Source organism: Komarekiella delphini-convector SJRDD-AB1 (genome assembly GCF_014831675.1).
In the GTDB taxonomy this organism is placed as follows: domain Bacteria; phylum Cyanobacteriota; class Cyanobacteriia; order Cyanobacteriales; family Nostocaceae; genus Komarekiella.
The window spans coordinates 1-13,491 of the sequence record NZ_VJXY01000066.1 but is presented as its reverse complement, the minus strand read 5'-3'; the positions used below and the strand labels follow the sequence as shown (position 1 = coordinate 13,491).

The window sequence follows — 13,491 nt, the reverse complement described above, 5'->3', positions numbered from 1 at the left end:
AATACACCACTCATTTTCATCACTCCAGCGATAATGTCTCAAGAGCATAACGAATCACTCCCTGTTCAAGAAATAACCAGACTCAAACCAAAACACTTTGCTGACTTAGTGAGAGCTGCACAGTTGATTTTTGATCCCACAGCGGGAGTCTCAGGAAGAAATATAGAAGTTGACTGGCATGAATTTGGAATTCCTCAGGATGTGACAGACAATCTCAAGTCACTTGGTGAGCAATACCAATATGCATCTCCTCATATTCCTGTTGAAATCATTTGGAGTAAATTAACTCCAGAAACTCGTATTTGGTTTGTTGAAAATAAAGACAGGTTATGGCAGTTTGAGGAAGTTTTCCCAGCACTTGACGAAGACTAAAAAGTTGAAATACTAACACAAATACAGATTATTTATAGGGTACAACATCAGTTGTGCTCTATTTCATATTATATCAAGTTTGTTTCATTATTAGTAATAAAAATATCTATGTCATGCTGTTCGCATACATCTACATAAAAGCAAGTAAAGAGAAGTCTGTAGCAATTTGCAGGGTGCAGAGGCTTACTGCGGTTAGACGGCAGCGTCTCGTAAAGCGTTACAATTAGTATCATCAAATACAGTAAATCCAAAATATTGGCGCTCAAAAGATGATGTTATGTAAGTAGCTATAAAACCCTGTTGATTGATGTTATGGTTAAATCTCCTTTAAACTTACCTCATGTCATCCTCTAGATATTTTCAATTTAAACCCTAGGTAGATTGCGCGATCGCATTAGCTCAAGTGCATAGTTAAAATCATTAAAAAAACTCATATCGATGAATCAAAGCATAAGTATTACTCCCGTCTTAGAGGAACCCACTCATCAGGATACTGCTGTTGCCAAGTTATTTATTAAGCAATTAATTATCCTATTCTTAGAAATGCTTTTGGCATTACCTCTGGGTTTACTCTTGGCAAAGTTTTATACTGGCGGGATTGTCTGGATATTTGGCGGGATTGCTGCCGGTACATTAGTTCTTCAAGGATGTCGGCTATTTTATCAATATTCTCCCAAACCTAACCGTACTGCTAGAAAAGTGGGAATGGCATTTGTAGGGCTAACTATTGGTTCCAGTATCCACGGAAATCTAACCAGTGTTGCTTCTGGTATTCCAATTTTTATTTTTCTCACTTTGTTTTTGTTACTGTGTGGTGGCTGCATTGGCTACATTTACTCTCGCATGAGCCAAACCAACTTATTAACAGCAATGCTGGCTACAGTTCCCGGTGGTGTTGGAATTATGGCAGCTATTGCCGCCGATTACAATCGCAATGTTCCTTTAGTAGCTTTAGTTCAAGCAATTCGTGTGACAACCGTAGTTTTGACAATTCCGTTCATTGCTAGAACATCAGTTGGTAATTACTGGAATCCGCAAACACTGCCTGTTAAAAGTGCTTTACTTAATCTAGATTTATCTCAACTAAAATTACTGTTATTAGTATTATTAGTGACTGGATTAGTAGTTTATCTTGCTATTTTATTTAAAATTCCCGCAGGCGATTTTTTTGGCGCATTGTTGATTGGTATAGGATTTAATTCTTTGCTAAATTGCCTGCCTTTTGTGGGGGATATTCACTTTAGTCCACCACCACTAATTAACGTATTGGGCCAAATGCTTTTAGGAATTACTATTGGTGAGTATTGGGGAGACAAACCCACTTTTGGAAAACAGACTCTAGGTTATGCTTTGATGTCTGTAGCGATGACCCTGGCTGCTGGAGCGATCGCTGCTATACTTGCTATGCAATTAACCTCTTGGGACTGGTTGACTTGTTTGTTGGTTACAGCACCAGGAGGATCAGCCGAAATGATCTTAGTTTCTTTGGCATTGAATCATAATGTTGAAATTGTCACGACTGGTCATTTAGTGCGACTCATTGCAATTAATAGTTCTTTACCACTTTGGCTGTTTTTGTTTCGCCGTTTTGATAGTCAATCAGAACTAAGCTAATGCGCGTCTAAATTGCATAACTACTCTTTGTAGTTGTTAACTGTTGACAGTCAGCCTGAATGTCGAGGTAATGTGCAATTTAAATGCATAACAGCTTAGCTTAAAGTATCAAATCATTAAAATTCCTGATTCTTGCTCCCCTTCTGTGGTATGAAAGAAGTATCTTTCGGTTAAGGGGAAACGGGAAAGATTAAAATTTACCCCTTACCCTTTAGCCTTTTGTCAACCGATATTTTACCCAGCATAATCATTTCATTCTGGGGACAGATGATTCTATGACTTAAAGCTGAAATTAATTCTGTTTGTCAGTTGCCTGCAACCGAAAAACCAACTAATTCATTTCTTGGTATCTTTTTTATACTCCGTGCATAAAATGATCAAAATGCGGTGAAAAATAATAAAGCTAATCATGGTAGATAAGCACTCCGCAAACCAACAAGTTTATAAACCCCATCATGATTATGGGGTGCGAGGTAACAAATATGATTCATCACATTTCTATTTCTGCTCAAAACCCCCAACACGTTGCTCAAGTTCTCGCTGAAATTTTAAATGGGCAAGCTTTTCCTTTCTTTCCTCACCCAGGTAGTTACATGGTTTTCCCTCTTGATGAACATGGGACGGGAATTGAAGTTTATCCTTTGAAAACTCAGCTAATACCTGGTGAAGGAGATAACCAGTGTATGTTTGCACAAGCGGACACCTCTTCTGGGTTTACAGCTACTCATGCAGCAATCTCTGTCTCTTCTACTCAAGAAAAAATCGAACAGATTGCAAAACGAGAAGGCTGGAGAGTCTTACGTTGTAACCGCGACTCTTTCTTCGATGTCATTGAGTTATGGTTAGAAAATAAAGTCATGCTAGAATTGCTTACACCAGAAATGGCGACGCAATATTTAGCAGTTACGCAGCCAGAAAATTTGCAGAAAATGTTTAGTAATTCGTAATTCGTAAGCGTTTCGTTGATTGGAAATGGGCGGTTTATTTAGGCCGTGCTTGCTAGGATTTACTCTTGGGAATTGACCCTTCAATTCCCTCAACATACCAATCCATTGCTAGTTGTCCCTGATCGTCCAACACCTTGCCTTTTGGTACTCGCACTACTCCCTTTTGATCTGTCACTGGCCCATCAAAAGGATGAGCAGCACCCTGAATAAACTCATCGCGCTTCGTGTTTACTAATTGTTGCACATCAGCCGGAATCACTTGATTCATTGGGGAAATATCTACCATCCCTTCACCAATGCCATCCCAAACCGCTTGTGATTGCCATGTACCACTCATCACAGCCAAAGCCTTATCTGTATAAAATTTGCCCCATTTATGGATTGCAGATGTCAGGTGTGCTTTTTGACCAAACTTACTCATGTCGGTGTTGTAACCAAAAGCATAAATACCTTTTTCTTCAGCTAGTTGCACAATAGCATCTGAGCCAGTGTGCTGCGTCATAACATCCGCGCCTAAATTGATCAAAGCTTGAGCGGCTTCCCTTTCTTTAGCTGAATCGTACCAACTTTGCACCCAAGATACTCTAACTTTTGCTTGGGGATTTGTTGCCCGTAGTCCTTGGGCGAATGCACCTATCCCTCGAATAACCTCTGGAATGGGGTAGGCTCCGATAAAACCAACTACATTAGATTTTGTCATCTTCCCAGCAATCATGCCGGTTAAGTATCGCGGTTCTTCAAAGCGTCCTAAATAAGTGCCGACATTGGCAATGCGTTTGTATCCGGTACAGTTTTCAAAGACCACATTGGGAAAATCTTTGGCGACTTTAATTGTGGGATTCATGTAGCCAAAGGAAGTTGTGAAAATCAATTTGTTACCATCTAATGCCAGTTGGCGAATCACCCTCTCGGCATCAGCACCCTCGCTGACATTTTCGACAAAAGTAGTTTTTACCTTATCCTGAAGATTGGCTTCCATTTCCCTGCGCCCTAAATCATGGGCATAAGTCCAGCCAAAATCGCTCACAGATCCTACATAAATAAATCCCACTTTTAAGGGTTCATTTCCTACCACAGGCGACGCTGAGGGAGATACCTCACTCTGTGAATTGGAATTTCTACCCTGAATACAGCTAGCCAAGGCAAAACTAGATCCTGCTAAAGTGGCATACTTTAGAAAATTCCGACGATCCATATATATTGATTTGGTTTAGTTGCTGGAAAAGATTTTTCTGAGTCTTAGTAGCCAGAAATACAGTATTTACGTAATTTTAGCTTTGGATTTTTGCCGTTAACTTACATGTAAAAGAAAGCAAATAATGGTTGATATTATACAAAATCACAATATTTTTTAATAAAACGTATATTAAAATACAGGTTTTTACTTAATAATTATTCCTAAAAAGAGATGAGGTTTTCTGGAGGTTACTTAATGAATTTATTTGAGCTTTTAGCAGGAGAAGACAATCATCCAGCTTTAGTCACACCTAATGGAGCATCACTAAGCTATAAACAATTGCGTGAAAATGTTATTGAATTAGTATCTCAACTTAACAGCTTTGGGTTGAAAAGAGGCGATGGCTCCGCCAACACCTCCGGTGAACGCATTGCCATTGCTATGACTAACGGTTCACCAATGGCAATTACCTTTATTGCTGCTTCCTTATGTGGCACTGCTGCACCCTTAAATCCCAAATATAAGCAAGAAGAATTTGCCTTCTACTATGAAGATACCCAGGCAAAAGCGCTGATTACTCTGTCTGAAGAACCAGAAGCGGCGGTGTCCGCTACCACGTCTGACATGATGCTAATCAATGCCAAAGTCAACACTGACGGCACATTAAGCTTTGAATTAGTCAAAGCAGGCTCAGCACCAAGAGAATCCCTCAATCCCGCAGCCCCGAATGCTGACGATATAGCAATGATTCTGCATACCAGCGGGACTACTAGTCGCCCTAAGCGTGTCCCCATTCGGCATCGGAACCTGATCGCCTCAGCCAACAACATTATCGGTGCTTACTCCCTAACGGCAGCTGACACTACACTTTGTTTAATGCCACTGTTTCACATACATGGACTAGTGGGGTGTTTGCTGGCAACCTTGGCATCTGGTGGCACACTAGTTTGTCCCAATGGTTTTAATGCCTTAGAATTTTGGAAACTGGTAGCAACCTTCAAACCTACCTGGTACTCCGCTGCGCCCACCATGCACCAGACAATTTTGGCACGCGCCGGCCGCAACACAGAAATTGTCAAAGCCAACCCCTTCCGCTTCATTCGCTCAAGTAGTGCTCCTCTACCCCCGATTATCATCGAACAGTTGGAAGCAACCTTGAATGCTCCTGTACTGGAATCTTACAGTATGACCGAAGCATCTCACTTAATGACAACTAACCCCCTACCGCCGAAAGTGCGGAAACCCGGAACTGTTGGCTATGGCTTTGGTGTAGAAGTCGGCATCATGGATGATGGCAATCTGCTCCCACAAGGAAGCTTAGGTGAGGTAGTAATTAAAGCACCCAATGTTATTGACGGCTACGAAAACAACCCAGAAGCTAATGCCGTTGCTTTTGTCAACGGTTGGTTCCGCACGGGCGATCAGGGCACACTGGATGAAGATGGCTATCTCCGCCTGACTGGACGCATTAAAGAGTTGATTAACCGGGGTGGAGAAAAAATTTCTCCCTTAGAGGTGGATGATGTCTTGCTACGCCATCCCAACGTTGTCGAAGCTCTAGCCTTTGCCGTTCCTCACAAAACCCTAGGAGAAGATATCCACGCCGCTGTAGTCCTCAAAGCAGAAGCCAGCAAAGAAGAACTTTTAGCACACTGCTCAACTATGTTGGCAGACTTCAAAGTCCCCAAGCAAATTTACATTCTGGATCAACTACCCCGTGGAGCTACTGGTAAATTGCAACGGCTAGCTATGGCAAAATTACTTAACATTACATAATGAAAAAAGAGGAGTGATAAGACTTGATAGCATTTACACCTCACCTATCACTCCTGATATCTCGCGCATTGATAAGCTGTTACGCATCCTTCAATTACAGCAAGTTATTATTTCGCTTATCCTCTAACTAAAGAGACGGATCATTGTTAAATAACTGTGTATTGCTCTATACAAGTTTCTTGGTGGTTAAATTAATTTAATTGTATTAGCTTTTACTAAGTAAAACCGTCCTTCTCGCTCACCTGCTAGTGTACGTAAAAAAAATGTGTAAATAAAATATAAAGATAAATATAAAATTTAATCGTATTCATCAACACATACAAAGTTAACTAAACTCTATCCCTTCAGTAGTAGTAACTTAATTCTTGTGGTGGAAGTTGCAAAAAATATGAACAGTTATTGTGATTATTAATAGCAATAAAGAACATAAATACTAAATTATCGAGGCATAAAAATTCTGGTTAAACAACAGAAGCATTATTCAAAAATAAAGAGCGATTTAAGTAAAGATTGATTTACCTATCTAGATACTGTCAGGCTTAGTTTAATTCTTCACGCAACAGCCAGATTTTTTTATTACTCTGATTGCCTATGGCTATAGCTTTATCATTTGGTAAGAGAATGTTTGAAAAGTCCTTAGTGATGTATCAAATATTTTGAGATCCCCCTAAATCCACGCCACTTGCTACAAGTCGGGAAACCCGACGACAGTCGCCTCAAGTCGGGAAACCCGCCCACGGCGCTGTCTCCCCAACACAGTGGCTCCCCTTGATAAGGGGGACTTTAATTCCGGTTTCCCCCCTTAAAAAGGGGAGCCAGCGCGGTCTTCTCCTAAAGGGAGAGGCTAGCGCCAAGGGGGTTTCCACGCCACTCCCCACAACGGATAGCGCAGCGAAGCGCGAGTCTTGTCTGCGACACGCTGCGCGAACGAGCGTCGGCAACCTCCGCCTTGGGGTGGCTCCCCATGAGCGACTGGCGTGGGTTAGGGGGGATCAGCAAGTGCTTAAAATTACAGCCAACCACTTTTCAAATAACCTCTAACAGCAAGCTATAAAATATTTGTCTAGAGTGTCTGTTCAAAGTCAAACTTATCAATCTTTACTATAGATTCTTTCAATAGATTATACTTAAGCCTTGATGTTCGCAATGTTATGTTATTTAAATTACTAGTCTATTTGAATTGCAGGATGACAGCAATTTTCAAAAAGCTAGAATAAATACACCGTTCTAGAGTTCAATTAGATACAAATTCCATTCACGTAAAGGTTAATTTCGTCACTTAGCAGCTTGCTAAATATTGTACTTTAATCCAATATTTACGGTTACTGTTGGCGAATGATAGGTAAAATACCACGAGCAAAAGTGTCCCTAGAGATGAATCTGCTATCAGGTGAGCAGCAACCGTGAACAGAAAGTAACTACTCGGTAATAATTCAAAGCAAATGCGGCTATTAACCCTGATTTACCAACAGTATTTTTATGTAGTTGACTTTTTTGCCCAACCTTTGCAAGCAAGTAGCAGGAAGTTAAGGTGAACATAGAACTATTTCTCCAACGTACAGAAGCATTACACAAGCGTTTAGCAGATTTATACCAAACTGCAACAGTATTACCCTGGATTCCACCAGACCTTTTGCCGCAAGCTTTTAAGGAACTTTATAGCACCTCCAAGGTAGTGCAGTTAGCAGTGGAGGAACTGTATCAGCAAAATGAGGAACTAATACAAACACGAAATTTACTAGAACTAGAACGCCAACGCTACCAAGATTTATTTGAGTTTGCGCCAGAAGGCTGTTTAGTAACTGATGCAGAAGGCATAATCCAAGAAGCTAACCTAGCTGCTGCAACGTTACTTAATGTTTCAAAACATTTTCTTGTGGGCAAACCAATAGTTAACTTTATCTTTCTAGAAGAACGTCATCACGTTCGTAGTCAACTCATTGAGCTATGCCAATCGGATAAAGTCAGAGAATTAGTAGTACGTTTGCAGCAACGTCATGGCGAGTATTTTAATGCAGCTTTGACAGTGGCAGTTGTCCGCAATCAGCGGAGCAAGCCAATCTCTCTGCGCTGGACGTTGCGTAACATTAATGAGTGCCGACAAGTAGAATTAACTTTAGTTAACAATGACAGTGACATCATCGGCGATCGCTCTGTGCAAAAATATTCCAAAGGAGAGAATATTGCGGTCAACCCGTTAGAAATTTTGTATGTTTGTCAGGGTTGGGTCAAATTAAGTACCTTCTGTGACACAAATGAAGAAATAGTAATCGGGTTGGCAACAGCAGGAATGGTTTTTGGCTCTAGTATGACCTCTCTAAATATTTACCAAGCAACAGCGCTTTGTGATGTCGAGTTAGTGTCAATTAATGTAGTAGAGATAGCTGCTCAACCAACGCTCAGCCATGCCATTTTACCAAAAATAAATCAGCGATTACAGCAGACAGAATCTTTTTTAGTGGTTGCTGGAAGGCGACGGGTACAAGAGCGTTTGCACCATTTATTGCAACTTTTAAAACAGGAAGTTGGTGAAACTGTGTCGGAGGGAACTCGCTTTAGTGTTCGCTTTACTCATGAAGATATTGCCAATGCCTGCTGCACTACCAGAGTAACAATTACCCGATTAATGGGTAAATTACAACAACAAGGTATAATCAGTTTCGACTCAACAAAACATATAATTTTGAAAGATACTGTTAATAAAATAAATTAAGTATTCTAAGTTGTATATTTTTCTGCTGAACTTATAATTTTGGATAGCAATCCTGTTCAAAAAACATCATGCAGGGCTAGGATTACAATACCCATACCTGTACAATCGCTATCATGGCTATTCAGGGCGGTTATGCAGACACTTGGCACAACATCATTAGGCTACATTTTAGCGTTGGACTTGGGTACGACAGGCAACCGCGCCTTTGTGTTTAACGCAGATTGCGAGATTGTTGGGCAGGCATATAAAGAACTAACACAGTATTACCCTCAGCCTGGATGGCTAGAACATGACCCCTTAGAAATCTGGCAGGACACCTGCTGGGTGATGCAAACGGCAATTGAGAATGCCCAGGTTGCACCATCGGCAATTGCGGCGCTGGGGCTGACGGTGCAGCGAGAAACCTGCTTGATTTGGGACAAAACTACAGGCAAACCATTGCATCGGGCGATTGTCTGGCAAGATCGGCGGACTGCTCCCTTTTGCCACCAGTTACAAGAGCAAGGCTATGCTCAAGAGATTTACGATCGCACCGGATTAGTCATTGATGCCTATTTTTCTGCTACTAAGCTCAGGTGGCTGCTAGACCATTTTACAGACGTTGACCTAAAAAACGTTTTAGCCGGCACTATTGATAGTTGGGTGCTGTGGAACTTGACAGGTGGAATCCATGCTACCGACCACAGCAATGCTAGCCGGACAATGCTAATGAATCTCCAGACTTGCAAGTGGGATGAGAGATTACTCGATATATTCCAAATTCCTGCTCATATCCTGCCTCAAATTCAGCCCAGCTTGGGAGTATTTGGAGTTACTGATCCTGCAATACTTGGCGCTAAAATTCCCATCGCTGCCATTTTAGGAGATCAGCAAGCATCTTTGTTTGGTCATGGCTGCGATCGCCCCGGTTTGATGAAATGCACCTATGGCACTGGTAGCTTTTTAGTAGCTCACACTGGCTCTCAAATAGTGCGCTCTCAGCATCAATTAATTTCCACTGTGGCATGGACGCAAGCAAACCAGAGCGGGATAGATATAGGCTATGCCTTAGAAGGCAGTATGTTTACTACTGGAGCTTGTATCCAATGGTTGCGTGATGGTATCAAGTTGATTAAAAATGCTGCTGAAACTGAAGCGATGGCAAATCAGGTTGCGGATAATGGTGGGGTATACTTTGTGCCTGCATTTAGCGGATTAGGCGCACCCCACTGGGATATGAGTGCGAGGGGAGCCTTTTTCGGCATTACCGCCAGTGTACAACCACAGCATCTAGTCCGCGCTGTCTTGGAAGCGATCGCCTATCAAGTTCTCGAAGTCGTGCAGGCAATTAATGCATCTAGCAGCACCCCAATGGGGCGATTAATTGTAGACGGTGGTGCTTGTGAGAACAATTTCTTGATGCAGTTCCAGGCTGATGTATTAAATATTCCAGTTGAACGCCCGGTAATGCGTGATACCACTGTTAAAGGAGCAGCATTTGCAGCAGGTCTAGCTGTAGGATTTTGGCATAGTTATGAAGCATTAGTGCGCCAACGGCAGATTGAATGCATATTTGAGCCAAGAAGCAAAAGTGTGTCTAACTTCGCTACTTGGCAACAGGCAGTTAAACGCACTCTAGCTTGGACGGATAAGATAGGATAAATTAAATCAGTTAACAGTTAACAGTTGTCTTGAAAAGTTCCCTAGGTTGGGCTGCGCCAACACCGGACGCCGGCGCACCCTACGGAACGCTACGCGAACCCGCAGAGTAAACTACCACTTATATTCGCGGCGAACTCTGACAATGCGGATAAATACATCACTCTTTACTGTTTACTGTTTACCGTTTACTGTCGGTTGCCTATACAGTCACGAATAACTTCGCTAGGAATATTTTTACTTGTCCAAAATTTTAAAAACAAACAAATCTAAAACTTTTTAAAAACATTTTAACAAGAGGTAAAAAATGAATTTTAATAAAGTTTACAAAGATATCATCTTAATAGTCGATGATACTCCCGCTAATTTAGAAGTTTTATTTGATTTGTTAGAGGATTCAAACTTTAAAGTTATCGGGGCTGAAAATGGAAAAAGTGCAGTTGAAATAGCAGAAAATACCTTCCCAGATCTGATTTTACTGGATGTATTCATGCCAGGAATTGATGGTTTTGAAACTTGCCAACTCCTGAAAGCCAATTTAGCTACTAAAGACATTCCTGTAATCTTTATGATTGCTTCTAATGAGAAGGTAGATAAAGTCAAAGGGTTGAATATTGGCGCAGTAGATTACATTACCAAACCCCTAGAACATGATGAGGTTTTAGCTAGAGTAAACATCCATCTACGTCTGCGAAACCTCACAAAAAAACTCACAGAGCAAAATGAGCGTTTGGAGGTAGAAATCTTTGAGCGTAAACGAGTAGAGGAAGAATTACGCCGTCATTCAGCTGCATTATCTGAGTGGAATAATCGCTATCAAGCATTAATTCAAGCGAGTGGTCAGATTCTCTATGACTGGAACCTACATACTAACGATATTAAATATGGTGGTAACGTCAAAGAGATATTAGGTTATTCTATGGCTGAGATGTCAGGAGGTTTAAAGCGTTGTCTAGAGTTGATTCATCCTGAAGATAGAAATCTATTTGACCAACAGATTAAGCGTGCTTTATCTACAAAAGAGCGATTACATCTAGAATTTCGTGTATGTCGCAAAGATGGTACTTACATTACAGTTGAAGACAATGGGTATTTCTTTTTAGACTGTACAGGTAAAGCTGCTCGCATGGCAGGCTTCATAATTGATATTAGTGAACGGCAAGCCGCGCTAAACGAACGCAAACAAGCACAAGTTGAAAGAGAACAAGCTTTTCTAGCGCTCCAGCAAAGTGAAGCCCGTTTTCGCCGCTTAGTAGAATCGAATATCATTGGCATTACTTTGACAGATTTGCGTGGCAATATTACAGAAGCTAATGATGCTTTTCTACACATGCTGGGATATGACCGAGAAGCACTACTTTCGGGAAAACTGTGTTGGCAAGATCTGACGCCGCCAGAATATCACAGTTTAGATGAAAGAGCGATCGCAGAATTAATCTGTGCTGGAGTTTCTACTCCTTTCGAGAAAGAATATATTCGTAAAGATGGTAGTCATGTTCCAGTGGTAGTTGGTCGTGCGCTTGTAGAAAAGTCTCAACAGACCACTGTCGGTTTTGTTCTTGACATTAGCGATCGGCAAGCCGCGCTGCGCGATCGCAAACAAGCAGAACATAAAATTCGTGAACAAGCTGCTTTACTAGACATTACCACAGATGCAATTCTCGTCCAAGATTTAGACAACCAAATTCAATTTTGGAATAAAGGAGCCGAACATCTCTACGAATGGATGTCAGAAGAAGTATTAAATAAGAATGCCAATCAACTTTTATATAAAAAGCAAACTTTAGCGCAACTGAAAAACATTCAGAAAACACTAGCTAAAAATGGTTCGTGGCAAGGTGAATTACATCAATTCACCAAACAAGGCAAAGAGATTATTGTTGCCAGTCGTTGGACACTAGTACACGATAATGAAGCACAACCCAAATCCATTTTAATTGTCAACTCCGACATTACAGAGAAAAAGCAACTCGAAGCGCAGTTTCTCCGGGCCCAGCGCATGGAAAGTCTTGGCACTCTAGCAAGTGGTATCGCCCACGATCTCAACAATACACTGACACCAATGATGATGACAGTGCAACTCTTAGAAGCAAAACTTTCTGATGAAAAAAGTCAGCAATGGCTAGCAATTCTGGAAACAAATATTAAACGTGCGGCAGATTTAGTTAAACAAGTACTGTGGTTTTCACGAGGAGCTGAAGGCAATTTTAAAACTTTACAGGTGCGTGTTTTAATTTTAGAAATTGAAAAAATTCTTAAACAAACATTTTCTAGAGCAATTGAAATCCGCCTTGATATTCCTAAACAAAACCTGTGGAATATCTCCGGTGATGCTACTCAGTTGCACCAAGTGCTGATGAACCTCTGCATTAATGCTCGTGATGCCATGCCTGATGGCGGTATCTTAAAAATTTCTGCCAAGACTTTCTTGGTTGACAACAACTATGCCCGGATGAATCTTGATGCTAAAGTAGGTTCCTACGTGATGATTACCATCTCCGATACAGGCACAGGAATTCCTAGAGAAATAATAGATAGAATTTTTGAGCCCTTTTTCACCACAAAAGAACTGGGAAAAGGCACAGGGTTAGGTCTTTCAACAGTTCTTGGCATCGTTAAAAGCCACGGCGGTTTTGTAAATGTAGTTAGTCACGTGAGAGGCACAGAGTTTCAAGTGTGTTTACCCATCACCGAGACAATTGAGAGAGCTAATAAATTAGCTGTAAATCACGAATTACTCGCAGGAAATGGAGAATTAATTCTTGTGGTTGATGATGAAGATTCAATTCGTGAAATTACTAAAACCTGTTTAGAAAAAAATGCTTACAAAGTTTTGGTAGCTTGTGATGGTATTGAAGCGATCGCACTATATAAACAACATCAGCAAGAAATCAATGTTGTGTTGATTGATATGATGATGCCATCTATGGATGGGCCAACAGCTATCAATGTGTTAAGAAAAATTAACCCAAACATTAAGATTATTGGTGTCAGCGGGCTAATCTCCAACCATGAAATGATTAAAACTCTTGGTAATAACGTTAAGAGTTTTTTGTCTAAGCCTTACACATCAAATGACTTATTGAGAAATTTACAGATGGTTATAAATGCAAAATAGGAGATAGGAGATAGAAGTCATTTTTCATAGGTCGTTTGCCATTAATTATTCTCTCCCCCTGCCCCCCTGCCCCTCTGCTCCTTCTTCTCCCCCTGCCTCTTCTTCTCCCCCTGCCCCCCTGCCCCTTCTTCTCCCC

8 protein-coding genes are annotated in these 13,491 nt (G+C 41.1%); 7 read left to right on the top strand and 1 reads right to left on the bottom strand.

Features of this window, described 5'->3' with window-relative positions; translation table 11 throughout:
- Positions 1 to 33 precede the first annotated feature (33 nt).
- The 3 genes from FNW02_RS33025 (at position 34) to FNW02_RS33015 (ending at position 2,933) form a co-directional block, all read left to right on the top strand.
- Positions 34 to 372, top strand: coding sequence for a hypothetical protein (locus FNW02_RS33025; protein WP_191761730.1), 339 nt, complete (start codon positions 34 to 36; stop codon positions 370 to 372).
- 438 nt (positions 373 to 810) lie between these two features.
- Positions 811 to 1,986 (top strand): AbrB family transcriptional regulator, encoded by a 1,176-nt coding sequence (locus tag FNW02_RS33020; protein WP_191761728.1) that lies wholly within the window; start codon positions 811 to 813, stop codon positions 1,984 to 1,986.
- Between the two features lie 482 nt (positions 1,987 to 2,468).
- Complete coding sequence (locus FNW02_RS33015) at positions 2,469 to 2,933, top strand: hypothetical protein (RefSeq protein WP_191761727.1); 465 nt, start codon at positions 2,469 to 2,471, stop codon at positions 2,931 to 2,933.
- Between the two features lie 52 nt (positions 2,934 to 2,985).
- On the opposite strand, the gene FNW02_RS33010 is transcribed toward FNW02_RS33015, so the two are convergent.
- The gene (locus FNW02_RS33010) at positions 2,986 to 4,128 is read right to left on the bottom strand and encodes a BMP family ABC transporter substrate-binding protein (protein WP_191761726.1); all 1,143 of its coding nucleotides are present in this window, start codon (positions 4,126 to 4,128) and stop codon (positions 2,986 to 2,988) included.
- Between the two features lie 237 nt (positions 4,129 to 4,365).
- On the opposite strand from FNW02_RS33010, the gene FNW02_RS33005 reads away from it, so the two are divergent.
- The 4 genes from FNW02_RS33005 (at position 4,366) to FNW02_RS32985 (ending at position 13,355) form a co-directional block, all read left to right on the top strand.
- Positions 4,366 to 5,886 carry an acyl--CoA ligase gene (locus tag FNW02_RS33005; protein WP_191761725.1) on the top strand — a complete coding sequence of 507 codons (1,521 nt, stop codon included), beginning with the start codon at positions 4,366 to 4,368 and terminating at the stop codon, positions 5,884 to 5,886.
- Positions 5,887 to 7,417: 1,531 nt separating this feature from the next.
- The gene (locus tag FNW02_RS33000) at positions 7,418 to 8,599 is read left to right on the top strand and encodes a helix-turn-helix domain-containing protein (RefSeq protein ID WP_191761724.1); all 1,182 of its coding nucleotides are present in this window, start codon (positions 7,418 to 7,420) and stop codon (positions 8,597 to 8,599) included.
- 132 nt (positions 8,600 to 8,731) lie between these two features.
- Entirely contained in the window at positions 8,732 to 10,240 is a 1,509-nt protein-coding gene (gene glpK / locus FNW02_RS32995) for a glycerol kinase GlpK (RefSeq protein WP_191761723.1), read from the top strand.
- A gap of 304 nt (positions 10,241 to 10,544) precedes the next feature.
- Positions 10,545 to 13,355: a hybrid sensor histidine kinase/response regulator gene (locus FNW02_RS32985; protein ID WP_431356835.1), complete on the top strand. Its 2,811-nt coding sequence runs from the start codon at positions 10,545 to 10,547 to the stop codon at positions 13,353 to 13,355.
- Positions 13,356 to 13,491 lie beyond the last annotated feature (136 nt).

Bases quoted from the DNA above. Each gene is read 5' to 3' on its own strand.
- FNW02_RS33005 (WP_191761725.1), top strand. From the start codon at position 4,366: ATGAATTTATTTGAGCTTTTAGCAGGAGAAGACAATCATCCAGCTTTA.
- glpK (WP_191761723.1), top strand. From the start codon at position 8,732: ATGCAGACACTTGGCACAACATCATTAGGCTACATTTTAGCGTTGGAC.
- FNW02_RS33020 (WP_191761728.1), top strand. From the start codon at position 811: ATGAATCAAAGCATAAGTATTACTCCCGTCTTAGAGGAACCCACTCAT.
- FNW02_RS33015 (WP_191761727.1), top strand. From the start codon at position 2,469: ATGATTCATCACATTTCTATTTCTGCTCAAAACCCCCAACACGTTGCT.
- FNW02_RS33010 (WP_191761726.1), bottom strand. From the start codon at position 4,128: ATGGATCGTCGGAATTTTCTAAAGTATGCCACTTTAGCAGGATCTAGT.
- FNW02_RS32985 (WP_431356835.1), top strand. From the start codon at position 10,545: ATGAATTTTAATAAAGTTTACAAAGATATCATCTTAATAGTCGATGAT.
- FNW02_RS33025 (WP_191761730.1), top strand. From the start codon at position 34: ATGTCTCAAGAGCATAACGAATCACTCCCTGTTCAAGAAATAACCAGA.